Below are 25,434 nucleotides of genomic sequence, written 5' to 3'. Positions count from 1 at the left end.
GTCAATGCCTGACCATCAACCCCAATTCGGCATCGTCGCGGTGCTGTTTGCGCTTGCGCGCCTCGCGCACGGGCTCCATCAAGTCCAACGCGTCAGGGACACGGGTCTTTTCCAAGGCATGTTCCAAAACCTCGTCCATCCGCTCGACATAGATGATGTTGAGATCCTGGATATAATCCTGATTGATCTCCTCGACATCCTTTTTATTGACCTTGCAGAGCAAAAGCGTTTTGATGCCGGCGCGTTTGGCTGCGAGCACCTTTTCCTTGATGCCTCCTACCGGCAGGACCTTTCCGCGCAACGTGATTTCACCGGTCATCGCCAATTTTTGGGCGACTTTGCGTTGGGTGTAGGCACTTGCGATGGCCGACATGATGGAAATACCTGCCGAAGGACCATCCTTGGGCGTTCCGCCAGCCGGAAAGTGGATATGCAAATCCCAATGGTTGAACAATTCGTGCTCAATCCCGAGTTGCTTGCTATGGGCTTTCAGATACTTATGTGCCAAAATGGCGGACTCCTTCATGACATCTCCAAGCTGTCCGGTCGTCGTCAATTGGCCATTGCCGCGACTCAGCGAGGTTTCTATAAAAAGGATGTCACCGCCCGTGGGGGTCCAAGCCAATCCGATGGAAAAGCCCGGCGAAGTGATCTTCTGATACGTGTCATTCTCCAAATGCGACACGCCCAGGTAGGATTCGATGTCGTTGGGTTTGACAGAAACGCTTGGCAATGCGTCCACGACAATCTTTTTCGCGGTGGCCCGACACACGCTTGCGATTTTTTGGGCGAGGTTGCGTACGCCTGATTCGCGGGTATGGCCTTCGATGATGCGGCGCAAGGCTGTATCAGCAATTTTGAGCTGACTTGCCTTCAATCCATGGTCCTTTCTTGCCCGGGGAATCAAGTGCCGCTTGGCAATTTCCATCTTCTCCTCGATCGAATAGCCATTGATCTCGATGATCTCCATGCGGTCGCGCAATGCGGGGTGGATCGTAGCCAAGGAATTTGCCGTGGCAATGAACATCACCTGCGAGAGGTCGTATTCCACTTCCAGAAAATGGTCTTGAAACGAATCATTCTGTTCTGGATCAAGCACTTCCAGCAAAGCAGAAGACGGATCGCCGCGAAAGTCATTTCCCACTTTGTCAATCTCGTCGAGCATAAAAACCGGATTGCTGGTTTTCGCTTTCTTGAGACCTTGGATAATGCGACCGGGCATCGCGCCGATGTACGTGCGGCGGTGGCCACGAATCTCCGCCTCGTCACGCAATCCGCCGAGCGAAATACGCACAAATTCGCGGCCCAACGAACTCGCAATCGACTTGCCCAACGAGGTTTTTCCAACCCCGGGAGGGCCGTAAAAACAAAGGATCGGGGCTTTTTTGTCGGCTTTGAGCTTCAAAACCGCGAGGAATTCGACAATACGTTCCTTGACTTTTTCCAGCCCGTAATGGTCATTTTCCAGAATCTCCCGTGTGCGCGGGAAGTCAAAAACATCCTCGGAATATTTTTGCCAAGGCATGTCCAGCATCCAGTCCAAATAATTCAGCACGACACCATGATCGGGCTGCATGGGATTCATGCGTGCGAGCTTGGAAATCTCCTTGTCAAAGACTTCTTGCACGCGCTTGGGCCAAACTTTTTCAGAAGCGCGCTTGCGCAGCGTTTCGATATCGCCTTCGGAGCCGCCTTCACCCAATTCGTCGTGAATGGCCTTGATCTGCTGCCGGAGGAAGTATTCGCGTTGTTGCTTATCGAGATCGGTTCGAACCTTGCTATGAATTTGTTCGCTCAGTTCCAGAATGGCCAATTCCTTGCCCATGAATCCGAGAACTTGTTGGCCCTTTTCGAGCAAGGAGTTCATTTCCAGCACCTGCTGCTTCTCGGTAACTTCGAGATTCAGGTTGGAGACGATGAAATAAACGAGGAAAGTGAGACCTGAAATGTTTTGCAAGACCACTTGGGCCTCGGTCGGAATATTGGGACTGATCTCAATAATCTGCTGGGCCTGCCGCTTGAGGCTACGCATCAAAGCCTGCGCTTCCTTTTTGGTCGGATATTCTTCTTGCAGCTTGTTGACCCGTGCCTTGAAATAAGGGTCCTCCTGCACAAACTCGACCACTTCGAACCGTGCTCGGCCTTGAATCACGATGGTTATGCTTCCATCCGGCATGCGAATGAGTTTGAGAATGCGCGCCATCGTTCCAAAACGATGCATGTCCGTCGGCTCCGGATCCTCGATATGCATGTTGCGTTGGGCAATTACACCCACAACACGGTCCTTGGTCGCATAGGCCTCCTTTACCAAGGCAATCGATTTGTCTCTTCCAACGGTAATCGGAATGACAACGCCAGGGTAGAGGACGGTGTTTTTCAAGGGCAAAATCCCCAGATATTCAGGCACCTGCTCGGCCAACATGCTTTTTTCCTCGGCTTCGGTGAGCATGGGGAAGTCACTGTCGACAAAGGATGCGTCTGCGAGTCGTATATTTTCCATTCGAAATCAAATCAAATTCTTGGCTTGCAACAGAGTGTCATGGCAAGCTTGGCAAAAGCAACAAAGGTGGTGCCGCAGTTCAAAGTTCGCCAAAATAGGACAATGATCCGCCAACATCGCCGAATCTACCTGACAAGATTGCAGATAGAAGTAAAAAGCCCCTACAACATGCAGCTGTAGGGGCTTTTTAACAAGTAATATTTCCTTACAGCTTTGGAGCAGGAGCCGGAGCTTTGATTTTCTCGCGGTTCTCACCTTCCACTGCACGGATCATGTCATAAGCAATCGGGCTCGCCACGAAGATCGAAGAATAGGTACCGACACCGATACCGATCAACAATGCAAACATGAACCCGCGGATCACGTCCCCACCGAAGAAGAACATCACCAAGATCGTGAGCAACACGGTACCGGAGGTGATGATCGTACGGCTAAAGGTACGGTCGATCGCTTCGTTGTAAATCGTGCTCAAGGAAGACGACTTCATCTCCGCCAGGTTTTCCCTGATACGGTCAAACACGATCACGGTGTCGTTGATTGAGAAACCAATCACCGTCAAGATCGCCGCGATGAAGGCCTGATCAATCTCCAAGGAGAAAGGCAGGATGCCATCAAAGTGTCCGAAGAAGGAGAAGAAGCCCATGGTCACTGCCACGTCATGCACCAAGGCTGCCAATGCACCGATGGAGTATTGATACCTGCGGAAACGGAACAAGATGTAGAGGAAGATCGCCAAGAGGGAGAAACCAACTGACAAAACTGCACTTTTCTTGATATCGCTAGCCACAGCAGGACCGACGACCACGCTTTCGATGATCTTAGGCTCTGAACCAGGAGCAGCGGTTTTGATGACATTCAAGATTTCATCATTGACCACTTGTGAGCCAGCAGGATCATCGCTTTTGTAGCTGGTCGTGATCAACATCGTATTGGAACCGGAGATTTCACGAATCAGCGGAGCTTTGTTGTCAAACGCAGCTGTCAATGGACCACGGATCGTTTCTGTGCTCACTGCGGATGCGAATTCAATTTTGACCTGACGGCCACCGTCAAATTCGACACCGGTGCGGAAGCCGAAAACGACAACGCTCAAGATGCAAAGACCCGTCAAGACCCCGGAGAAACCATAGAAGAACTTCTTCCGTTGTGTCATCTTGATCTTCACGTGGTTGAAGATATTGATCGTAAAATCAGTACCGAATTTCAGACCATTTGGCAAACGCTCACCGAAGTACTCAACAATGATACGTGTAATGAAAAGTGCGCAGATCAAGGAAGTCACGATACCAATCATCAAGTTCACCGCGAAACCAGCGATTGGGCCGATACCGAACCAGAACAAGATCAAACCGGTGAGGAAAGTGGTGATGTTGGAGTCCATCACAGTGCTGAATGCATTCTTGAAACCTGCTTGCACAGCTGCCTTGTGGCCTTTGCCATGCGTCATTTCCTCACGAATACGTTCGAAAACAAGCACGTTAGCATCCACCGCCATACCCATGGTCAAAACCACAGCCGCGAGGCCAGGCAGCGTAAAGACGACACCCAATGCAGCAGATACACCGAAGATGTACAGCAAGTTGATGATCAACGCGATGTTGGCCACCATACCAGCGCCGCGGTAGTAGAAGCCCATGAAGGCAATCACCGCGAAGAATGCAACCACAAAGGAGATCAAACCTTTGTTCAGGTTTTCAGCACCCATCGTAGGACCCACTTGCGAGTCACCGAGGATTTTCGCCTTGACAGGAAGCGCACCTGCTTTGAGCAAGTTTGCAAGGTCTTTGGCTTCATCGACGGTGAAGTTACCCGTGATTTGTGAACGACCACCGCTGATCACGCTTTGGATCGTTGGATAAGTCTGAACATAGTTGTCAAGCACGATGGCCACGCATTTGCCCAAGTTGTCTTGGGTAATCTTTTGCCAGATGGTACCGCCTTCGGCGTTCATGTTCATGGACACCATCGGATTGGTCGAATTTGGCTCGTAGTCTTGACGTGCGTCTACCACTACGTTGCCTTCCAACTTAGCCTTGTCTTCTGGGTTGCTGGCAATCGCGATCAAACCCAATTTGTTTTTGTACTCTGCGCCACGGTCGGTATCGACTTTGGCTTCCCAGAGGAACTTCACATAGTAAGGCATGATGGCGCGAACTTCAGGGTGATTCAGCCACTTGTTCATCGTAGCTGTATCGCCCAAAGAAACGACACCGATCAATGGCTTGTCACCTTGCATTTGCATGGTCAAGTCAAACAAAGCCAAAAATGGGTGTTCCTTCTTGAATTTTTCCAAGTCTTTGGAAGCATCGGCTGTTGCATTGGCTGAATCACCTGCAGAGTCCGAAGATGCTGTTGCGGAGTCGGTCTTGCCATTGAACAGGTCATCGATGCTGCTTTTTGCCGTGTCGCCACTTGCTGCAACGGTTTTGGTGCTGTCGTCGGTGGCGGCAGTTGCACTGCTGTCATTGGCGGTAGTGTCAACTTCTGCAACAGGTGTAATGCCGGCTTCGCGGTCCATGATACGCTTGACCAAACGGTCGACTTCGTTCAGCGTTGGCAATGCATCATTGTAAGCAACCGTCTCGCGGAATTCCAGCTTTGCAGAGTTGCGCAGCAATTTCTTCACACGGTCTGGATCTTTCACACCAGGAAGTTCCAACAAGATGCGGCCCGTTCCTGCCTGCAATTGCAAGTTGGGTGAGCTCACACCAAATTGGTCAATACGGCTACGGATGATCGTATACGTGTTTTCGATTGCAGCCTCGGTATCGCCTTTCAACTTGGCTTTTACCTTTTCGTCGGCGTCATTGGCGTTGATGCCACGGGCCTGACTTGCGAAGTAACGTGCCAAAAGGATCGATTCGCCGGAACCCTGCATGACAGGCTTTGGGCGATTGGCTTTGTCGTAAACGGCAATCAGGTTCTTGTGGAACAATTCCACAAGGTCTTCTTGACTTGTGATCTTTTCTTCGATTGCCGCCTTGAGTGCGACTTCGAAGTCAGGGTCAGAAATGCCGGTAGCACCAGCATATTCACGCAAGATGTCCTCAACACCAACTTCCAAAGTCACGAAAAGACCACCTTGAAGGTCCAATCCGAGCGAGAAAGCGTTGCGTTGGGCATAGTCATAGTCCTCTTTGAAACCTTCCTCGCGGCGCATGGCCTCTGCCTGCTCGGGGGTTGCTGCATTCAGCTGCGCTTCCATGCTAAACGCCCGATAGGTCATGAAGAGGTTGAACAAGCATATCCCGGTGAAAATCACCAGCAATGCGATAATGGTATTCTTATTTCTCATTTGAGTTTAGAAAACAGATAGCTATATATTCAATGCTAAGAAAAATCATCTGAAGCGACCATGGGAAGGTCGAAGTGGTACATCACAAAGCTGTGAGGGTGAACGTTGGTTTGTCAGGCGCCGGGAGCGCGTGGTGCGACATCCATAAAGCAGCGCAAACCCAAGGTTGGGACCGCCTGTGAAGCAATGGAGCCTGAGGATTGATTTGGCGAATGGAATTCGGAAAACTTAAAACATGCAAAAAAGGCTGCAGAACCGCCAACAACAACATTCCCTTCGCTTCCAACTTCTTTGGAGGATGCAATGTCGAAATGGGCGTCACCAAAATCCAGTGCCTGCGAATTGCGAATTTCAACCTCGGCGATGGTTTTGAAATAGACGGTGTACAAGCTCGTCTTGCTGACCCTTCCGAGGAAGAGCAGCACGAAGCTCACCGCTACAAAACCTAAAATCCGATTAAATTGACGCATTCCGCTGAAAAAGATTTCAAATCTAGGGTTAATTCCGCTTATGACCAAAAGGTAACCCATCGATTTTCTGATGTTTGTCGCCTTTTTTTTCGGCAAATTGCAGCCCAATTTTTATTGCATAATGCATTACTGGTTGCTGAAAACTGAACCCGAAGCCTTTTCTTGGGAAGATCTCCAACGCGAAGGGCAATCCCATTGGGATGGGGTGAGGAACTATGCTGCGCGCAATCACCTGAAAGCCATGGCCGTAGGCGATCTCGCGCTGATGTATTATTCCGGGAAGGAACGTGCCATCGTCGGTGTCGTGCGCATCGTCACAGCCGCCTATCAGGATCCGAGTACGGACGATGAGCGTTGGGTGGCAGTGCGCATCGCTCCTGAACGCTTGCTCGCGCGTCACGTGACTTTGGACGAAATCAAAACCGATCCCCAATTAGCAGAAATGGTACTTTTGCGGATCAGCCGACTATCGGTTCAGCCGGTGACTTCGAATGAATTCGAGCATATTCTCCAACTTGCAGACAACGCAAAACATGGATAGCACCCCTCCAACGCAGATTCTAGACCTTTTCCTGCCTGGGCAACTCGATGTTACCCTGCTGCGCCTTTGCCATCAGTTGATCGAGCACCACATCGACTTCAAAAACAGCGCAATGCTCGCCATTCAGCCACGCGGCGTCTATTTGGGCCGCCGCATGCACGGGCTCTTGCAGCAATTGTTGCCCGAGGCAAAACTCCCCTACGGCGAATTGGACGTGACTTTTTTCCGTGACGATGTTCGCCGACACGCCTCCCCGCTCCTCGCCAATGCCACCAAGGTGGACTTTTTGGTCGAAGGCAAACGCGTCATTCTGATCGATGACGTTTTATATACAGGACGCACCATCCGGGCAGCGATGGACGCGATGCTTGCCTTCGGAAGGCCAAGCGCCGTCGAATTGCTCGTGCTCGTGGACCGCAACCGTCAACGTGAATTGCCCGTCGAGGCACGTTATACCGGCATCACCGTCGATGCCCTGCCCTCAGAAAAAGTAATTGTTCGCCTCAAAGAAAGTGGCGGCGAAGACAGTGTGAGAATTGAATCGCGATAAATGCTGAGCTCCAAACATCTATTAGGCATCCAAGGCATCACCGCCGAAGACATTGGGCTGATCCTCAAGACGGCGCAAGAATTCAAGGATGTGATCAACCGGCCGATCAAAAAGGTACCTTCCTTGCGGGATGTGACCGTGGCGAATCTCTTTTTCGAGAATTCGACGCGGACGAGAATCTCCTTTGAGCTGGCACAGAAGCGGCTTTCTGCGGATATCATCAACTTCTCTGCAAGCAGCAGCAGCGTCAAAAAGGGGGAAACCTTGCTGGATACCGTCAACAACATCCTGGCGATGAAGGTCGACATGATCGTGATGCGCCATTCCAATGCAGGTGCGCCGATCTTTTTGAGCCGGCACATCGATGCCAAGATCATCAATGCCGGCGATGGCGCACATGAGCACCCGACGCAAGCTTTGCTGGATTGCTTCTCTTTGCAGGAAAAATTCGGCGAATTGAAGGGCTTGAATGTTGCGATCATCGGTGATATCCTGCACAGCCGGGTCGCGCTGAGCAACATTTTTGCGCTGCAGAAACTTGGCGCCCATGTGCGCGTCTGCGGGCCGCCGACACTGATTCCCAAGCACATCCACGAATTGGGTGTCGAGGTGAGTTATGATTTGAAGGAAACTTTGGACTGGGCCGACGCCGTCAACATGCTGCGCATTCAACTCGAGCGACAAGATGTGCGGTATTTTCCGACGCTCCGCGAATACAGCATGCAATACGGCCTGACGATGGAGCGCCTCCAAGCTGCCAAGAAAAAATTGGTGGTCATGCACCCGGGCCCGATCAACCGCGGCGTGGAAATTTCTGCCGAAGTGGCCGATTGCGACCAAGCGATCATTCTGGATCAAGTAGAAAACGGCGTTGCTGTGCGAATGGCCGTGATGTACTTGCTGGCGATGAGCAGTTAGCAATTAGAAATGAGAAATGAGAAATGAGAAATGAGAATTGCGGAGCATTCAGCGAAGCTAAATGAGCAATGAAGAATGAAAAATGGGTGTCGTACGAATACAACACCCATTTTTCATTTCTAATTTCTAATTTCTCATTCTTCAGAGGGTCAATTGTCTCCGTCATCCTCTGGAGTTTCGTCTTCCTCCAGTGTCGGATCCTTGACTTTGTCGAACCAGCCTTCTTTGTCGAGGGCATCCTTTTCGATGTCTTTGTCGTCGTCATCCTCCTTGAAAAGGTCGGAGTCGTCGATTTTTTCGTCTTCAATTTTGATCGGTTTGTTGAAAACAGCGGCAATCTTGGGGTCCACAGAGGTTCCAAAATGCTTTTTGCGGAGATCATCCAAGAGTTCCACAACGGATTCCGTCATTTCCACGTCAGGCTTCAGGGCCTTTGCAGAAGGAATAAAAGGCGCAGAATTGCCATATTTCTTGACCGCCGTGCAATACATGCTGAAAACGTAGGTGTATTCACGGAAGATCACCTTCAATTCAGGCATAAAGCAGTCAGGACCCTCCAAGGGATCCTCCATCATGGCGAAGTCTTCCAGCGTATTGAGTGGGTCATCCATGTCAAGCGAAAGCTCAACGCGCTTAGAATCAAAGGAATTGCCGTAGCATTTCCCAGCATCAGCCGGATTTTTGACGTTGAGATCCACCAAGATAACCTTCAGGTCATCTTGCGCTTGCGCAGAAATATCAATGGTTGCAGGCAATACCAAGGATAGCCCCAAGACTAATGGTATAAGTAGATAATGCCTCATTCCAATCGTGAAATTATTCAAACAGTCCCGAAGTTACATGAAATTCAGCAGAATTTCAATAACAGGACTTATCAACAACTGTTCCATTCTTGATCAGAACTCTCAGAATTTGCAGAATGAACAGAATTTTTTGTGGCTAGCTGGACAAAGTGTACTCACAAAACAGACACTTTCTACATTCAGAATCCTGCAGGATTCCGAAAATTCTGCAAATTCTGTAAATTCTGATTCAGACAATTCTGCTCCTTATTTGTACTCCTTCGGCCCATCAGGCGTTGGAACCTGAATGCTGCCTGGGATGCCAATCAAGGGGAATTCCTTGCGAAGCGGGAAATATTCAAAGTCTTCGGGCATGTAGATGCGGCGAAGGTCAGGGTGACCTTGGAATTTGATGCCCATCATGTCCCAGCATTCGCGTTCAAACCAATTGGCTGCTTGCCAGACCTTTACAACGGTAGGAATCGTTGGTTCGTGCTCTGGAAGGCGGGCCAGAATGCGCAAACGCTTTTTGCCGGCGAGGCTCACCAAATTATAGGCTACACCAAAACGGTCGCCATCCACATAATAGTCGATGGCGGTGATGTCGGCCAAGTAATTGAAATCGAATTTTTCTTTCAAAATTTCGCAGACCTGCACGATTGCGGCGGCTTTGACCTCGATGGTGGTTTCGCCAGCATAGGAATTGATGCCTACAACCCAGTCCTGGATTTCTTGGTAATCGTTCAGTTGAATCGCGCTCATATTATCGAATCCAATTCATTTACAGTATTTTACAAAAAGCCTTATTGGGCTGCAGCTTCAATTTTTGCTGTCCAAGCGACGGGATCTTTCCGCCACGACTGGATCACTTCCATTTCGCCGGGCTGAATATAGTGGATTTCCACCGCTTTTGCCAAAAGGTCATCAAGCATCACGATGGCATTGCATTCCAAATCGGCATCGGCAAAGGCATTCACCGAATGCGGGAATCCATAGTCAAACATCGCAGCGATCCCGACAGCCTTCCCTCCGGCCTCGCGCAATGCCTTCACAGCTGCCAAACTGCTTCCTCCTGTCGAAATCAGGTCTTCCACCACCACGTAATTCAACTCCGGCTGCAGGCGTCCTTCGATCTGATTGCCCATGCCATGTTTCTTCGGTTCAGACCTTATATATATGTAAGGAAGCCCAAGACGATCAGCGACCAACGCTCCTTGCGGAATTCCAGCGGTGGCTACGCCGGCAACACCCGTCGCCTGTGGATAATTTTTTAGGATAATTTCCACGAGTGCGTCCGTGATTTCCCTGCGAAAAGCTGGAAATGACAGCGTCAGGCGGTTATCGCAGTAAACGGGAGACCGCCAACCCGATGCCCAACGATAAGGATTTTCAGGCCGGAGCTGAACGGCTTTGATTTTTAACAGTTGCTCTGCGATTTTTGTCGTCGAAGTTTCCATCTTGCGGTGGCGAAATTATGAAAATATTTGCAGACAACTTTGCGATCTCCTTTGAACTGCGGCATGAAAACCCGCACTTCACATTTGAGGTCCAACCCTTGGCCCAGATCGAGGAGCGGCTGCTTTGCGGCGAATTGTTTTTTCAGAACCAAGTCTTCTACACAGATGCCACGGGACTCAAGCGCAAGGAATTGCTGCGGATTCATCAGGATCCCCGGATAGCCTTGCGTCGCGCGCATTTGATTCTGTTGTTCAACACAGAAGAGGAGATGCGGGCGTTTGAGACCCGCTATATCGAGGCTTTCAAAACGATCAAAGCGGCCGGCGGACTCGTGGTGAACAATTTTGACGAACTGCTGATGATCGTGCGCGACGGAAAATGGGATCTTCCCAAAGGAAAACTCGAAAAGGGCGAGGCCACGCCACAAGGTGCGTGGCGCGAAGTCGCTGAAGAAACCGGGATTCTCGACCACCGCGTAGGAAAACTACTGCGCAGTACCTACCACATCTTCGACAGAAGGGAAAAATGGCGGTTCAAAACCACCCATTGGTACCGCATGAGCATTGAAGGCCGCCCCAAACTCGTCCCACAGCTCAACGAAGGCATTACCGAAGTCCATTGGATGCCGCTTGCCGACCTCCGCGAGGCAAAACTCAAAACTTATCCGCAGATCATGGAATTGGTCGCGCTCATGTGCGCCACGCATGGGGAAAAAGCCTGAGAAGTGAAAAGTGGATAGTGAAAAGTGAAAAGTCTGTTTTTGGGGGCTGTGGGCGTATTGAGGATTTTCCTTGGTTGACCGGTGCCTTTTTCTGGTGCTGGTAAATCGAATGGGGCCTCAGGAATCTAAGACGGAATGGGCGCCCGGGTTGTGAGCGATTGCCTTGATTTCCTTGAATATCAACATCGTCACTTTGATTTCAGAATCATCTCAACTAGGATTTTCAGTATGGTTGTAGCGTTCCACATTCGGATTTTGGGGTTGCTTTTTGGGCTGATGGGGCTCAGTGGCTTTATTTTTGGTCAACATTCGGCTCCACAAACATTGCTTTTTGTCGGGAGCTATACCGATGGTGAGCCTGGGAACGGGATCCGGGTTTTCGGGTTTGATCCTGAAACCGGTTCGCTCAAGAAGTATGGGCAAGGTTGGGCATATCGTCAATCCGTCCTTCCTTACGGTATCTCCGGACGGAAAATTTCTTTTCGCCTGCACCGAAACGAAGATGCCGAGCGAGGGCGGTGTAACTTCTTTTGCGATTGACAGCATTCATGGCGGTTTGCAACGCATTTCAAGGCAACCGAGCGGTGGCGCCAATCCGGTTTATGTTTCGGTGCATCCCGATGGAAAATGGATCGCGGTGGCCAACTATTCGGAAGGAACGATTGCAGCATTTCCAGTCAATGAAAAGGGAGAAATCGGCCCTTATTCGCAGCGAATCCAATTTTCCGACAGCAGTGTGTACAAGTTGCGGCAGGAAAAGTCCCATCCGCATGCCGCCGTATTTTCACCGGATGGCCGCTTTTTGTTCGTGCCGGACTTGGGTGCTGACAAGATTCGAATGTTTGCCTTCTCGGCAGCCGGTTCATTGCCTTTGAAAGAAAACGCGGAAGGGACCATAAAATCATTCCCCGCTGCAGGCCCGCGGCATTTGACTTTCCATCCGAATGGAAATTTTGCCTATTGCATCGAGGAATTGAGCGGAAGGATCACGGCCTACCGCTATCAAAATGGTCGCTTGGATTCGATTCAGAGTGTTTTTGCCAATTCCAAGCAGCGGGAGATTTACAGCAGCGCAGACATTCATCTATCGCCTGACGGGCGGTTTCTGTATGCCTCCAACCGCGGGGAAAACGAAAATACACTTGCCATTTTTTCGGTCGAATCGGTTACCGGTGGGTTGACCTTCGTGGCGTACTCAAGCACTCTGGGCGACCATCCGCGGAATTTTTGCATCAGTCCCGACGGTGGATTTTTGATCGTTGCCAATCAAGTTACGGGGAATTTGGTGGTCTTCAGGCGGGATTCCAACACGGGCATGTTGACCACGGTGGGGAAAGACATTCGAATGAAAAACCCATCAAGTCTTTGGATGCGAACCTACGGTTCGCTTCAAGAATGATCGTCCTTGTAAATGCAGTCTGTCCCTGCTAATTTTCCGATGATGGAGAAGTTTACGGAAACGATGCGCTGCGCGCAGCCTTTGATTGGCATGGTGCATGTCCAAGCCCTGCCGGGAACAGCCGCGTATGGCGGTTCGGTGCAGGCAATCATTGACGCGGCCCTTCGGGATGCGGCCACCCTCAAGCGCGCAGGCATGGACGCGATTCTCCTCGAAAATATGCACGACCTCCCCTACCTTCGGCGCGAAGTCGGGCATGAAGTTTCGGCCTTGATGACCTTGGTCGCCTACCTTTGCAAAAAGGCCTTCAACCTGCCCACCGGCATGCAGATTCTCGCAGGTGCCAATCAGGCCGCCTTGGGGGCATCGCTCGCCGCCGGATTGGACTTCATCCGTGCAGAGGGTTTTGTATTCGGGCATTTGGCGGATGAAGGCTGGATGGATGCCGATGCCGGACCTTTGTTGCGCTACCGCAAACAAATCGGCGCGGAAAACATTCTCATTCTCACCGACATCAAGAAAAAACACAGTGCCCATGCCGCAACTGCTGACATCAGCTTGACCGAGACAGCGCATGCCGCTGAATTCTTTCATAGCGATGGCTTGATCGTGACCGGTTCGGCAACGGGCAAAACCGCATCCACCTCCGAATTAAATGATTTACAAGGCCATACCGCACTTCCTGTTTTGGTGGGTTCAGGAATTGATGCGACCAACATCACGGACTATTCACGCCTCTGTAACGGATTCATCGTCGGGAGCAGCATCAAGGTCAATGGGGATTGGCGGCGCGAAGTGGATTTTGAGCGTTCGGCAAGGTTGGTCTCGGCCTTGAAGGAAACGAATTGATAACCAACTCCGAATGAAATGAACACACAAGGCATCCGATCTTTTCTAGGTGCTTTTCAAGCTCCATTGGACCTTTTCGCTTGGATTCTGACTCCCGCATACTAATTTGTGATGCGTTTTGCAGTTACCACTAAGGAATTTCGTGCGTTCACGATTGGCGAATTTTCAATTAATCGTATGGGTTGTTTGTCTGCTATGTTGGGCACAGCCCTCGCATGCACAAAATCGCCGGGCAGATAGCCTTCAACTTCTGCTGATCAATGCGCCACAAGACACTTCTCGCGTGGACATTCTCAACCAACTTGCCGAGCAGCTACGTTATAGCGAATACCAACTTGCGATTGACTACCTGAATGATGCCATGCATTTGGCAGATTCGATCGGTTTTATCTCAGGTCTGGCGATGGCAAAGGCCTGTTATGGCGAAATTCAAAATCATTTGGGCGCTTATGATTTGAGCATGGCGAGTTCGTTGGAGGCATTGAAACTGTATCAAAGTATTTCAGATGACCTTGGCATGGGACGGTCGTTGATGAGCATCGGGCTGGTGCAATCGCAACTGGAGCAGCATGACAAAGCCCTCTCGAGTTTGCGCAAGGCCGCGGCGCATTACGATAAAAAGAAAAATCTAAAAGGCAGGGTTGGTGCATTGCACAACATGTCGGTGGTTTATTCCAACCTTGGGGACACGGTCAAAGCCCAAAAGCAATTGCTTCAAAACCTCCAAATTTTGCAAGGAACGACCCTTTGGGGCCATTTTGCAGCCACCTATAACAATTTGGCCAATCTCATGAACCCCTTCACGGAGGGTGATAGTGCGATCAAATTGTATGAAACGGCCCTTCGCTACAAATACATGGCAGCCGTTCCCTCCAAAAGCAGCATTGGCAACACTTTGATGAACATCGCGAATGTGCATCTTGCCCGAGAAGAATTTGAGGCTGCTGAAATTCAGCTCAAAAAGGCTGATCCACTCGTGATGGAGGCCCAAGAAAAAATTCGGATTCAACAATTGCATCAACTTTGGGGCAGGCTGTATTTCAAAATGGGGCGTTTCAAGCTGAGCGCCATCCATTTTGAGAAAGAGGCCTTGATGCAGGATTCCATCTATCGACCGCAAATGGCCGAACAGGCCGCGCAACTCGAGGCGGCCTACCAAAACAAACGCCAACAACTTGAAATTGAGCTTCTGAACAAAGAAAAGCTCCTTGTCGAGGAGGCAAAAATCAGCGATCTGAAAGAAAAGTCGCGATGGATGTGGTTGGCCATTGGCATTTCAGTCGGCTTTTTCCTGACCGTGGCTTTGTTGGTGGTGGTCGTGCTGCGTGGAAGAGAACGCAACCGCATGATGACCCTCTTAACGCTCAAAAACGACGAAATTAAACGGCAACAAGAGGAAATCGTCTTGCAGAATGAAGTGCTTTCGTTGCAAAACAAACAATTGGAGGAGGTCAACATTGAAAAAGACGGGCTGATTGGAATTGTTGCCCATGACCTTCGTGCCCCCCTCAACCGCTCTGCCGCCTTGGCTGAACTGATCTCGACCATGGGCCAACTGAGTCCGGAACAGGAGAAGTTTGTCCAAATGATCAAAAAAGTCTCCGACGAAGGTGGGCGTTTGATTCAAGATCTTCTGGAACTCAATGCTTATGAAAACAGTCAGCTCAGCGTCGAATGGAGCGAAGTTGCCTTGGATGAGGTAATCGAACATTCCCTTCATGGATTCAGCAATGCAGCTGCGGAGAAGTCGATCGCGATCACTTTGGCTGTTCACAAGGTAGTGGCCCGTGCTGACGAAAAGCTTCTCGGTCGAATTCTGGACAACCTGATTTCCAATGCGATCAAGTTTACCCCCAAGGGCAAATCGATCCACATTTCCTTGGAAAAGAAGAATGAGACCGCATGGATTTTGATTCGCGATGAGGGACCGGGAATTTCGGCGGAAGACCAGAAAAAAATGTTTCGCAAATTCCAGCGTCTTGGCGCACGCCCCACTGGAGGGGAGAGTTCGACTGGACTTGGGCTTTCCATCGTCAAAGCGTTGGCGCAGCGGATTCAGGCTGAATTGGTATTTGAAAGCGTCGTGGGGCAAGGAACTTCCTTCAAAATCGGAATTCGCGCGCCGAAGTAAACCATTTGGGAATCATCCGGTTTCATTTTAGATTCAATCATTTTACAATTTGGAGCAGGATCAAAACAAAGTTGGCGTACCGCAGTCTGGTCCGACACCTGGGGCGGCAGAACGCGAATTGGGCTTTGGAAACAAGGTCTATGGCAAGCGTGTGCGGATGATCAATCCTGATGGAAGCACCAACGTGATCAAACGCGGTCGGGGCAGATTCAGACCCTACGATTTTTATCAGAAGCTCATTTTCATGCCCTGGACGCACTTTGTGGGCGGCGTTGTCGTGCTTTATCTGGTCATCAACCTGCTTTTTTCGGGCGCCTATTTGCTCGTGGGCGTCGATAGCCTTGCGGGCACCACCGGCATCACCGCCTTCGATCAATTTCTCGATGCCTTCTTTTTCAGTGCGCAAACCATCACTACACTGGGCTATGGCCGCATTGCTCCCGTAGGCGCCGCCGCGAGCACCATCGCCGCGATTGAATCCATGCTTGGCCTGCTCGGATTCGCCTTGGCGACCGGTTTACTTTATGGACGATTTTCCCGACCCAATGCCCGTATCAAATTCAGCGAAATCGCCATTGTCGCACCTTACGAAGGCAAATCTGCTTTTATGTTTCGCATGGCCAATGAGCGCAGCAGTGAATTGATCGAGGCAGAAGTCCAAGTCATGCTATCCTATATCGACCTCAAAGAAGGCAAACGCGACTTTGAATTGCTCGATTTGGAGATCAGCAAAATCAACATTTTCGCTTTGAGCTGGACCGTCGTGCATCCGATTGATGAAAAAAGCATGCTCTGGGGCAAGGAACCATCCTTTCTCGAAGCCTGCGATGCCGAATTCATCATCCTGGTCAAGGCCTTCGACGATTCTTTTGGGACAACCGTCTATCAAAGAACGTCTTACAAATTTTGGGACGTACAATACGGAAAGAAGTTTGTCCCGATTTCGCATCCCGGAGAGACGCATATTCAATTGGATTTGCACCGGTTGGGTGAGGTGGTCGATGCCGCTTTACCTTCCACGAATTCCTGAGGTGAAGCGGAGGACCTTTCCCATGCGCAGCAAGTTTCGTATTTTTGAAATCCTTGAAAAGGTTGAGTTCTCTTTGTAATTGAATCGATATGCGACTAAAAATTACCCTTTCGACGTTGGTTTTTGTGCCCGTGCTGTTGATTCCAATCGCTTGTATGGGGATCTATTGGTTTGCGGATGTCGAGAAACATACCAAGGAACGTAAGGCCCACATTGCAGAACCTTACGAGCCAAGCGCCCAATTCAAGGCATATTGGCATGAAGGAAAGGCCGAATTGACAAGCTACCGCTTGAATCAGGCACGATATGGCGAGATGCACGCTGGCACGGCAATGTTGATGTTTGTAGCGGAGGACTTTTCGACGGAGGAGCTCACCAAGGCCGACGGCACCAATGGTCCGCAAATGCCTGTCCTCAAACTCAACTATGAAAAGAAATTTGTGACCGGTATTTATCCCTATTCGATTCTGATGACGGTCGCCTCTCCTTTGGATGTAGATCGCCACCCGATTCCGCTGAAGGTCGCAACTTCCTCCCAAGAATGGTGCGGACATACCTATACCCAACTCAATGAGCACAACAAAAAATTTGACCTGACGATACACTCTTATTTTCCTGGCGAAGGTGACCAAAGCAAGATTTTGGACGGGGTCTTGCCCGAGGATGCCATCTGGACACGCCTTCGCATTGCCCCGGAAAAGTTGCCGACGGGCACCTTCAAAATGATTCCTGCGACGATTTATACAAGACTTCGGCACAAGCCAATGGACCCCGTCACCGTCATGGGCAGCCAATTGCCTGAAGACAGCGCGGGTGTCAACATTTATCAAGTCGTGTACAGCGATGGCAGCCGCACATTACGAATTCGGTACGAAAAGGACTTCCCACACACGATTTTGGGTTGGGAAGAGGATTATGAGGAGGGCTTTGGGCCTGCCGCGAAACATTTCACAACTTCAGCGACCCGCATTGTCACCAAAAAATTAGATTACTGGAATTTTCACCGCAATGCCGACATTGGCTTGCGCGAGGAGATGGGACTTTGATTTTGAATTACTAAAATGGTCATCCACATCAAAAGTATGGTCTGCAACCGCTGCATTTCAGCTGTTCAGGCATTGCTGACCGAGCTGGAATATCGGCATTTTCAAGTCGGCATGGGCTGGGTGAGCTTGGAGGCGGAGGAATTGCCAGCCGAGCAAAAACAAGTGCTGATGAATCGCCTGTCTGATTTAGGCTTCGAATGGATCGACGACCGAAAAAGCCGCATCATCGAAACCATCAAGAACCTGATCATTCAAAAAGTGCAAAACGAAAGCCTTGCGCAATTGCGATTCAACTGGTCACAACTGATCGCGGAGGCCCTGAACCACGAATACAAATACCTGAGCACGCTGTTTTCATCGGTGGAGGGAATTACCATTGAGCATTTTATCATTCTTCAGAAGATCGAAAAAGCAAAGGAGTTGATCGTCTATGATGAATTGAGCCTCAGCGAGATTGCCGATCGATTGGGCTACAGCAGTGTGGCGCATTTGAGTAACCAATTCAAGAAAACAACGGGGTTGCCCCCCGGAAAATTCCGTGAATTGGGTCTGCCTAGGCGCAAGCCGCTTGATTTGGTCAATTGAGCAAAGAGGTCGAGCGAATCTTGCACAACAATTCGAAAATTTTGTAAGTCCACTGTAGTCCATGCCTGCCAACTTTGTAGCATGGATACACCAGCTATTTCACTGCTCAAAAAAGTCAGCTTTCCCATCACCGGAATGAGCTGTGCTGCCTGCGCAGGCAGCGTCGAAAGCATGCTCCAAGCAGAGCCCGGGATTTCCTCGGCAACCGTCAACTACGCCAATGCAAGTGCTTGGGTGGAATTCGATCCCAAAATCACGGATCCCGAGAAATTCAGGAAAGCTATTCAGGCTATCGGCTATGACCTGATTGTCAACGAAGAACCTGAAGAAGCCGCCTCGATTGTGGAGGATTTGCAGCAAAAATCGTTGCTGCGCCTGCGCAACCGCATGATTTTCTCCTTGGTATTGTCCGTCCCCTTGGTCCTGTTCGGGATGGTCTTCATGCACTTTCATTACGCCAATTATATCATGTGGGCCCTGGCGACGCCGGTTGTCTTCTTCTTTGGCAGGCAGTTTTTTGTTCAAGCGTTCCGGCAGGCACGCCATGGCCGGGCCAACATGGACACGCTCGTGGCATTGAGCACGGGCATCGCCTACGGTTTCAGCGTATTCAATACCCTTTTCCATGAATTTTGGACCCGCAGAGGGCTTGAAGCACACGTCTACTTTGAAGCTGCCGGTGTGATCATTGCCTTTTTGCTCGTGGGCAAATACTTGGAGGAACGCGCAAAGGCGGGAACTTCCTCGGCCATCAAAAAGCTGATCGGTTTGCAGCCCAAAACGGTGACCAAAATCTTGGAAAATGGTCAGGAAGCCACGGTGATGGTCGCCGAAGTTGTTCCCGGAGAACGCTTGCGGGTGAAGCCCGGCGCAAAAATCCCTGTGGATGGGGAGGTATTCGCAGGATTTTCCTACGTAGACGAAAGCCTGATTTCCGGGGAGCCCGTCCCGGTCGAAAAGGCTGCAGGTGCGAAAGTATTGGCAGGCACCGTCAACCAAACGGGCAGCTTGGACATGGTTGCGGAGAAAGTCGGTAGCGCGACGGTATTGGCGCAAATCATCCACATGGTGCAAGCAGCCCAAGGCAGCAAAGCACCTGTTCAGAAATTGGCGGACAAAATCGCCGGAATTTTTGTCCCTGTCGTGATGGGAATCGCTGTGCTGAGCATGATCGTATGGACCCTATTTGGCGGCGAACATGCCTTCACCCAAGGATTGCTCGCGATGGTGACCGTCATGGTGATTGCCTGCCCTTGTGCATTGGGACTCGCCACACCAACCGCCATCATGGTCGGCGTCGGAAAAGCAGCTGAAAATGGCATTTTGATCAAAGACGCCGAGGGACTGGAATTGGCGCATAAAGTCAACGCCATTGTGCTGGACAAAACCGGAACCATCACCGAAGGCAAACCCACCGTTTCCGACATCCGATGGTTGGATGAAAACGCGGATCATTCTGATGCAAAAGCCATGCTCTACGCCATGGAATCCCGCTCCGAGCATCCGCTTGCGCGGGCGGTTACCGCTTACCTCAAGGACCAAATCGAGGGAAATGTCGAATTGTCCGATTTTCAGAGCATCACGGGCAAAGGCGCCAAGGCTGTTGCACCCAACGGGACTTGGTATGTCGGCAATGCTGCCTTGATGTTATCCGCGGGAATCAGCATCGCTCCCGAATTGACGACGTTGAAAGAAACGTGGGAAAACGAAGCCAAAACGGTGATTTTGTTTGCGGATGCGACAAAAGTTCTGGCCCTGATTGCCATTGCGGATCAAATCAAGGCAACGTCTGCAGAAGCCATTCGGATGCTGCAATCCCGCGGAATCGAAGTTTACATGCTCACCGGCGACAATGAAAAAACTGCTGCATCGGTGTCAGCCCAAGTCGGCATTCAGCATTTCAAGGGTCAAACGATGCCCAATGACAAAGCCGAATTCGTCAAGAAACTGCAAGATGAAGGCAAAATTGTGGCCATGGTCGGCGACGGCATTAACGATTCGCAGGCGCTTGCGCAGGCAGACGTGAGTATCGCCATGGGAAAAGGCTCCGACATTGCCATCGACGTTGCCAAGATGACGATCCTGTCCAATGACCTGCTCAAATTGCCGCAAGCCATTTTGCTATCCGGCAAGACCGTGCGGACGGTTCGTCAGAATCTATTTTGGGCCTTCGTGTACAACGTCATCGGAATTCCATTGGCAGCAGGTGTTTTGTTTCCCTTCACCGGATTTTTGCTCAATCCGATGATTGCCGGGGCGGCCATGGCATTGAGTTCGGTGTCTGTGGTCGGCAATAGTCTGAGGCTCAAGTGGCAGAAAATCTGAAAATCGCGCCTTCATACGGAATGAAAATTCAGGTAGGGCTGGCGCGCAAAATGATTCTTCTCTTCGAATGCATTTCCGACTTCAGGATCCCTACTGCGCGACATCCTTGCGTTGCAGCAGGGTCACTTGGCCAAAATATTCAACGACGAAGACTTTGCCATCACGGCAAAAGAGCTCTTGGAGGCCTTCGGCTTGCAGACCCAGAAAATCCAAGCCTGTTCGCCAATAGCCTGTCATTGAAAAATGCTGTTTGTCAAGGGCATACACCCCAAAATCGTTGTAGGCTACATAAATCCCCGTAGGATCAATGGCAATTTTTTGCGGCAGTTTATGCGGTAAAGGGGCAAATCCATCTTCGCGCAGTATCGTTGCACGGCCCTCTTTGACCAAGCGATAGCGTACCATTCCACGTTTGGCAGTGCAGACGTAAATGGCATCCGATTCGCTTACTACCGCGCCAAATCCCTCGCCCCAGCGCGCCAGTGAAGCAATTTCAGTATACCCTCCGGCACTCAAATCGATCACCCGAATGTTGTGTTCAGTTGTCACGACCAACCGACCCAGCGCATCCAGGTACATCGCGTTCAGATTGAGCAAAACCGTTTGATCTTTTTTGGGCTTCAACGGATTGCGGAGGTCCAAAATATCGAATCCCGTTTTGTCCGCCCTCACGCAAACCACTCTGCCTTGCCAAGTGCCGACGGCTTGATGCCCAAATGGTCCCGGCAACGAAGCAACTTTCTTGCCGTCGGCCAGTTGAATGATCACCAAACTGTCCACAAGGCTGTCGGCAATCCAGCAAGCGGCAAAACTGCCATCTCCCAAAAACCGTACTTGCTCCACCTTGCCAAGTTGTGCATACGTCTTGGTGGCAATCGTTTTCCGGTTTTGGATCAGATGCAGGATCATGCCGGCATCACCATTGGCGGTTAACAGCCGCTCCCCTTGGACATCAGCACCACGGCAATAGCCTCCTGTTCCTGCATTGCGTCCTTTTCCAGACAATGCAAAGCATCCTCCACTTTTCCATTGCTTGAGATCGTAGCTCACAATGCCCTTGTCGCCCATGGCGACAAACAGGATTCGGCCACTGACAGCGACATGTAATGGCGCGGCAGGCAGCGCCAATTGGCCTAGATACCGGATTTGGGCAGTATTTTTGACATCATAAATGGCGATGGCTCCCAGCGAATCGGCACATCCACGGCGGAGGGTGCCGGTGATGGGCACAAATAAAGTATCGCCTTGGACCACGCCCGCTCCGACCGTGGCATTCGTCCCCCAAACGGTATCGGAAAAATAGAGTTGCGGGTGCAAGGCATCGGCAAAATCAAGACCCAACAGCAGGCTATGGCCCTTGCTCGCATGCCCACCAAAAGCGAGCACGCGTGACGTAGTGCCGAGGCGCTGCAGGCCAACGATTTCTCCGGCATCGTAATGATGGAAATTGAGACGGGCCTCGGGTGCAATTTTGAAGGCATGAACGCCTTGACCGATGCCCTTTTCCTTGCCGACAATGGCGGCAACACAATTCCCTCCAACAACTTCACAATGCGTCACACGCCCGACGCCATCCATCTGCTCAAAGATTTGCTTGTCTTTTTCAAACATCGGCCCGATGCCGGTCAATTCCTTGAGCAAGTAAACAGCATTGTTGCCGGCAACAAACAATGTATCTCCCGACCAATGCAGGTCATGGAATGCTGTGGAAAAATCGTCGGGACGGTATTCTCCCACCAGCATTGGCCGGATCGGAATCGAAATATCCCATTTCGTGAGTCCATCATGATTTGCAGCGATGTAGAGCGCACCTTTGTGCAACACCAAGTCGGTAATCGGGCCGGGAAATCGCTTTTCGTAGGCTATGGAATAGGTCGGCGAATGCGTGTCATAGACCAACAGACTGCTGCCTTCGGCAGCGTAGAGGAAATCACCATTCGCCAGCAAACGATGCACACCGCCTCCCCTGCTCGTGCTGAATTCAGCCAAAACCCCGGCAGGAATTTGCGAATTCCCCATTACGGGAATCAGCATCGCCATTATCAATATACGGATCCATCCTGACACGCCGACAATTTACGACGCGTTTGTTCGTACCCACTGCGGGGTTTTACACAGGTTGTGTTTCAATGTCCTGTTTGGCTGCAACAACATCGTCCTCAGCAGCTACAACATTTGGAACAGTCAAAACGAATGCAGTGCCCTTTCCCAATTCCGAAGTCACTTTGACATTGCCTCCGAGCTTTTGAATCGCGTTGTGGGTGATGTAAAGCCCCAAGCCGGAACCTGTGGCTTGCACGGAGGCCCTGAAAAATAGGTCAAACACCTTTTCCAAATGGTCGGCATCAATCCCCAATCCATTGTCTTCAAAGCGGCAGACGGCTTGGGTTTCATCGGCAACGATCTGGATCAACAATGTGGATTTCTCCTTTTTCAGGTCTTGGTACTTGATGGCATTCGACAGGAAATTGGAGAAAACAATGCTCAAACGCACCGGATCGGAATGGAACGTTTTTGCCTGCTGCACATCGATGGTGATCGCCAATCGCGCGGCGTTGTCCATGAAGCGCAGATCAGCGAGAATGTCGTCGACCATTTCCTTGAAATCGATCGGTTTGCGCACAATTTTGAGCCTTGCATCTTGGGAAAATTGCGTGAGCTGCCGGATGAAATCATCGAGCTTTTTCACGCTTTTGTCCATCATGGTGACGTAGCGCAAGATCGTATCGAGGTCATGCTCCTCCCTGATCAGGCCGATGAGCCCCATAATGGAGTTTAACGGAGCCTTCAGGTCGTGCGAGGCGCGGTACACAAAACTGTCAAGCTCGAAGTTGCGGTTGATGAGTTCGAGCTCTTTGCGCTTCCTTTCCGTGATGTCCAGATAAAACCAAACCCTTCCTTTGAGGGTCTCGCCGACATTGATGGCTTTGGAATAACGTTCGACAATCGTGCCATCGTGAAACTCCATGATCCCGGCATATTCCATACCTGGGCGAATCTTGATTTTGTCGAGGCCCTCTTGGATGGATTCGGAATTCTTGAGCTGCTCCAAGCAGCGTGCCAACAATACCGGATAGGGTTGTGTTTCCACAAACTCCTTGGACATATTCCAGATTTTGAGATAGAGTTCGTTGTATTTGAGGATGTTGTGTTCGCTGTCTTCCACGATGATGCCCGTTTCAGACAGGTCAAAAATGGCCTGCATGATGGCATGCGAACTTGAAAGTTCGTCTTGGGCGCGCTGCCGATGATCGGAAGCCATCGCGATCGAAACCAAATCGGCAAGGGAGGCTGCATAATGTTGATCGTCAGCGGTCCATTGACGTGCTTCATCGGCGCATTCGAAGCTCATGAACCCGATGCGCTCGCCTTGCGCCTGTATCTGCGCATGCATGAGGGCGAGGGCGCGACCACTGTATTCGCCTTTGTAAAAAGGTTGTGTGGTTGCGTCTTTGAGCGTGTCATTGACGACAAGTACCCTGTTTTTAAATAGGGCCTCAAAATAGGCAGGATGCGCATTGATGGAAACAGTCGCTCCGGAGGAAAACGTTGCAGTTTCTCTATCGTACTGCAAGTGCATCGACATCGTACCTGCATTTTTGTCAAATAGCCAGAGTCCAACGGTATCCACACCCAATAAATCGGCCGAAACGCTTGTAATCTCTTGGTAGGATGCCTCCAAATTGCCGGCATTGGTCACGAAACTCGTGGCAAACTCCATCAATCGTTCGTTTTGGCCGCGGAGGCGTCGTTCGTTTTCCAGCAATTGACGCTCGCGATTGCGGCGCTGGGTGATATCCCTGAATATCCAAAGTCGGCCAATCAGCACGTCTCCGTTGATCATCGGGCGCCAACAGGATTCCACAATGCGGCCATCCAAAAATTCGATTTCGCGCAGTTCCCCAATGGACATTCCGCCTTCGTTCCCACTCCAAATCTTGCGCACCTCCTCCGGATGAACTGCCTGCGCCATTGCAAACTTTTCGCCTTCCTCCAGCCGGTTTCCCTCGATGATCTCCTGGGAAATCCCCCATAGATGGCAGAAAGCCGTGTTGGCTTTGAGGTAATTACCTTCTTGATCAACCAACATGATGCCGTCGGAATTGCTTTCCACCGCTGCTTCCTGAATGGTGAGAAGGTGGCTAAGGCTGATTTCCAGATTGGTACGCGTGGCAGATCGCGCCGCCACGGCAACGTTGCCAATGAGAAACACTGTCAAATTCAACCCCAAAAAGATCCAAATTCCATCAGGAGGACTTCCAACTGTGACTGTGGCGACCGCGAGCATGATGGAACTTGCGATGGTGAAAAATGCCATCAATCGCCGATTTTCAAACAACAAGATCGACACGATGGAGAGGATATTAAATCCTGACATGAATTCCGCAGCGAAGCTGTTGCGTTGCATGAGCAGGCACATCCAGCCCGCAAGTAGCGTCATCCCAACGGCATACAGTCCCTCCATCCGCTCCTTGACCCAATCAGAAAAGAAGCTTGCCGCAAGAATCAACACAAAAAACAAAGAAAGCGAAAGGCGAATGGCAAGTGGATCAAAGGTATTCTCCGGATCCACGACCATCACTTTCAGACCGAAAACAAGGATGGCCGCCGCAGCTGTATAGATGCGGTAAACGTTCAAACGACCTCCGAAGTTGATTCCTCTGGGCCTTAAGCGCGAATTGGAACTAACGTTGTTGAACACAGAATATCCTTGTCAAACTCCAATTTAGGGGTTAATCCTGAACCACAATAGGTCACATCTCGATATGCGGATATTTTTCATAAAACCATTGTCCCCGGCATGTAACAATCACGCTTGATTTTCATATTTTGC

Annotated in this window: 19 protein-coding genes; 11 read left to right on the top strand and 8 right to left on the bottom strand. The window is 50.6% G+C overall.

Features of this window, described 5'->3' with window-relative positions; all coding sequences use genetic code 11:
* Position 1: 1 nt before the first annotated feature.
* From lon to IPN95_17995, 3 genes are all read right to left on the bottom strand, one after another.
* Positions 2 to 2,500 (bottom strand): endopeptidase La, encoded by a 2,499-nt coding sequence (gene lon, locus IPN95_18005; GenBank protein MBK9451264.1) that lies wholly within the window; start codon positions 2,498 to 2,500, stop codon positions 2 to 4.
* 205 nt (positions 2,501 to 2,705) lie between these two features.
* Complete coding sequence (gene secD, locus IPN95_18000; GenBank protein MBK9451263.1) at positions 2,706 to 5,795, bottom strand: protein translocase subunit SecD; 3,090 nt, start codon at positions 5,793 to 5,795, stop codon at positions 2,706 to 2,708.
* 113 nt (positions 5,796 to 5,908) lie between these two features.
* Positions 5,909 to 6,265, bottom strand: a complete 357-nt coding sequence (locus tag IPN95_17995) for a hypothetical protein (GenBank protein MBK9451262.1) — start codon at positions 6,263 to 6,265, stop codon at positions 5,909 to 5,911.
* 121 nt (positions 6,266 to 6,386) lie between these two features.
* Here IPN95_17995 and IPN95_17990 point away from each other — a divergent pair, with 121 nt between their 5' ends.
* The 3 genes from IPN95_17990 to IPN95_17980 are packed head-to-tail and all read left to right on the top strand — an operon-like array spanning position 6,387 to position 8,274.
* Positions 6,387 to 6,806 (top strand): EVE domain-containing protein, encoded by a 420-nt coding sequence (locus tag IPN95_17990; protein ID MBK9451261.1) that lies wholly within the window; start codon positions 6,387 to 6,389, stop codon positions 6,804 to 6,806.
* A complete protein-coding gene (gene pyrR, locus IPN95_17985; protein MBK9451260.1) occupies positions 6,799 to 7,356 on the top strand; it encodes a bifunctional pyr operon transcriptional regulator/uracil phosphoribosyltransferase PyrR in 558 nt (185 codons plus the stop codon). Before IPN95_17990 ends, pyrR begins: the two co-directional genes overlap by 8 nt.
* On the top strand, positions 7,357 to 8,274 hold the full coding sequence (locus tag IPN95_17980; protein MBK9451259.1) for an aspartate carbamoyltransferase catalytic subunit: 918 nt from the start codon (positions 7,357 to 7,359) through the stop codon (positions 8,272 to 8,274). It begins immediately after the preceding gene.
* Between the two features lie 149 nt (positions 8,275 to 8,423).
* On the opposite strand, the gene IPN95_17975 is transcribed toward IPN95_17980, so the two are convergent.
* From IPN95_17975 to IPN95_17965, 3 genes are all read right to left on the bottom strand, one after another.
* On the bottom strand, positions 8,424 to 9,047 hold the full coding sequence (locus IPN95_17975; protein ID MBK9451258.1) for a hypothetical protein: 624 nt from the start codon (positions 9,045 to 9,047) through the stop codon (positions 8,424 to 8,426).
* A gap of 276 nt (positions 9,048 to 9,323) precedes the next feature.
* On the bottom strand, positions 9,324 to 9,818 hold the full coding sequence (locus tag IPN95_17970; protein ID MBK9451257.1) for an NADH-quinone oxidoreductase subunit C: 495 nt from the start codon (positions 9,816 to 9,818) through the stop codon (positions 9,324 to 9,326).
* A 41-nt stretch (positions 9,819 to 9,859) separates the two neighbouring features.
* Positions 9,860 to 10,513 (bottom strand): orotate phosphoribosyltransferase, encoded by a 654-nt coding sequence (locus tag IPN95_17965; GenBank protein ID MBK9451256.1) that lies wholly within the window; start codon positions 10,511 to 10,513, stop codon positions 9,860 to 9,862.
* A 17-nt stretch (positions 10,514 to 10,530) separates the two neighbouring features.
* Between IPN95_17965 and IPN95_17960 the strand changes: the two genes are divergently transcribed.
* The 8 genes from IPN95_17960 (at position 10,531) to IPN95_17925 (ending at position 20,600) form a co-directional block, all read left to right on the top strand.
* Positions 10,531 to 11,235 carry an NUDIX domain-containing protein gene (locus IPN95_17960; GenBank protein ID MBK9451255.1) on the top strand — a complete coding sequence of 235 codons (705 nt, stop codon included), beginning with the start codon at positions 10,531 to 10,533 and terminating at the stop codon, positions 11,233 to 11,235.
* Between the two features lie 286 nt (positions 11,236 to 11,521).
* A complete protein-coding gene (locus IPN95_17955; GenBank protein ID MBK9451254.1) occupies positions 11,522 to 12,634 on the top strand; it encodes a lactonase family protein in 1,113 nt (370 codons plus the stop codon).
* 42 nt (positions 12,635 to 12,676) lie between these two features.
* Positions 12,677 to 13,483 carry a BtpA/SgcQ family protein gene (locus tag IPN95_17950; GenBank protein MBK9451253.1) on the top strand — a complete coding sequence of 269 codons (807 nt, stop codon included), beginning with the start codon at positions 12,677 to 12,679 and terminating at the stop codon, positions 13,481 to 13,483.
* A 283-nt stretch (positions 13,484 to 13,766) separates the two neighbouring features.
* On the top strand, positions 13,767 to 15,614 hold the full coding sequence (locus IPN95_17945) for a tetratricopeptide repeat-containing sensor histidine kinase (GenBank protein ID MBK9451252.1): 1,848 nt from the start codon (positions 13,767 to 13,769) through the stop codon (positions 15,612 to 15,614).
* 49 nt (positions 15,615 to 15,663) lie between these two features.
* Positions 15,664 to 16,644 carry a hypothetical protein gene (locus tag IPN95_17940; protein MBK9451251.1) on the top strand — a complete coding sequence of 327 codons (981 nt, stop codon included), beginning with the start codon at positions 15,664 to 15,666 and terminating at the stop codon, positions 16,642 to 16,644.
* Positions 16,645 to 16,733: 89 nt separating this feature from the next.
* On the top strand, positions 16,734 to 17,690 hold the full coding sequence (locus IPN95_17935; GenBank protein MBK9451250.1) for a hypothetical protein: 957 nt from the start codon (positions 16,734 to 16,736) through the stop codon (positions 17,688 to 17,690).
* A 15-nt stretch (positions 17,691 to 17,705) separates the two neighbouring features.
* Positions 17,706 to 18,275, top strand: coding sequence for an AraC family transcriptional regulator (locus IPN95_17930; GenBank protein MBK9451249.1), 570 nt, complete (start codon positions 17,706 to 17,708; stop codon positions 18,273 to 18,275).
* Between the two features lie 81 nt (positions 18,276 to 18,356).
* Positions 18,357 to 20,600, top strand: coding sequence for a copper-translocating P-type ATPase (locus IPN95_17925; protein ID MBK9451248.1), 2,244 nt, complete (start codon positions 18,357 to 18,359; stop codon positions 20,598 to 20,600).
* Positions 20,601 to 20,690: 90 nt separating this feature from the next.
* Here the strand turns inward: IPN95_17925 and IPN95_17920 are convergent, their stop codons facing one another.
* Positions 20,691 to 22,634 (bottom strand): hypothetical protein, encoded by a 1,944-nt coding sequence (locus IPN95_17920; protein MBK9451247.1) that lies wholly within the window; start codon positions 22,632 to 22,634, stop codon positions 20,691 to 20,693.
* 76 nt (positions 22,635 to 22,710) lie between these two features.
* Positions 22,711 to 25,239, bottom strand: coding sequence for a PAS domain S-box protein (locus IPN95_17915; protein MBK9451246.1), 2,529 nt, complete (start codon positions 25,237 to 25,239; stop codon positions 22,711 to 22,713).
* Between the last annotated feature and the right edge of the window lie 195 nt (positions 25,240 to 25,434).

The organism is Bacteroidota bacterium (genome assembly GCA_016718825.1).
Classification (GTDB): Bacteria; Bacteroidota; Bacteroidia; order J057; family JADKCL01; genus JADKCL01.
The sequence above is the reverse complement of the archived record's forward strand: the minus strand, read 5'-3'. Positions and strand labels throughout refer to the sequence as shown.

What these genes read in the sequence shown, in the direction of transcription:
- IPN95_17935 (MBK9451250.1), top strand. Translation starts at nt 16,734, where the DNA reads ATGCGACTAAAAATTACCCTTTCGACGTTGGTTTTTGTGCCCGTGCTG.
- IPN95_17970 (MBK9451257.1), bottom strand. Translation starts at nt 9,818, where the DNA reads ATGAGCGCGATTCAACTGAACGATTACCAAGAAATCCAGGACTGGGTT.
- IPN95_17990 (MBK9451261.1), top strand. Translation starts at nt 6,387, where the DNA reads ATGCATTACTGGTTGCTGAAAACTGAACCCGAAGCCTTTTCTTGGGAA.
- lon (MBK9451264.1), bottom strand. Translation starts at nt 2,500, where the DNA reads ATGGAAAATATACGACTCGCAGACGCATCCTTTGTCGACAGTGACTTC.
- IPN95_17950 (MBK9451253.1), top strand. Translation starts at nt 12,677, where the DNA reads ATGGAGAAGTTTACGGAAACGATGCGCTGCGCGCAGCCTTTGATTGGC.
- IPN95_17920 (MBK9451247.1), bottom strand. Translation starts at nt 22,634, where the DNA reads ATGCTGATTCCCGTAATGGGGAATTCGCAAATTCCTGCCGGGGTTTTG.
- pyrR (MBK9451260.1), top strand. Translation starts at nt 6,799, where the DNA reads ATGGATAGCACCCCTCCAACGCAGATTCTAGACCTTTTCCTGCCTGGG.
- IPN95_17925 (MBK9451248.1), top strand. Translation starts at nt 18,357, where the DNA reads ATGGATACACCAGCTATTTCACTGCTCAAAAAAGTCAGCTTTCCCATC.
- IPN95_17930 (MBK9451249.1), top strand. Translation starts at nt 17,706, where the DNA reads ATGGTCATCCACATCAAAAGTATGGTCTGCAACCGCTGCATTTCAGCT.
- IPN95_17960 (MBK9451255.1), top strand. Translation starts at nt 10,531, where the DNA reads ATGAAAATATTTGCAGACAACTTTGCGATCTCCTTTGAACTGCGGCAT.
- IPN95_17995 (MBK9451262.1), bottom strand. Translation starts at nt 6,265, where the DNA reads ATGCGTCAATTTAATCGGATTTTAGGTTTTGTAGCGGTGAGCTTCGTG.
- IPN95_17980 (MBK9451259.1), top strand. Translation starts at nt 7,357, where the DNA reads ATGCTGAGCTCCAAACATCTATTAGGCATCCAAGGCATCACCGCCGAA.
- secD (MBK9451263.1), bottom strand. Translation starts at nt 5,795, where the DNA reads ATGAGAAATAAGAATACCATTATCGCATTGCTGGTGATTTTCACCGGG.
- IPN95_17965 (MBK9451256.1), bottom strand. Translation starts at nt 10,513, where the DNA reads ATGGAAACTTCGACGACAAAAATCGCAGAGCAACTGTTAAAAATCAAA.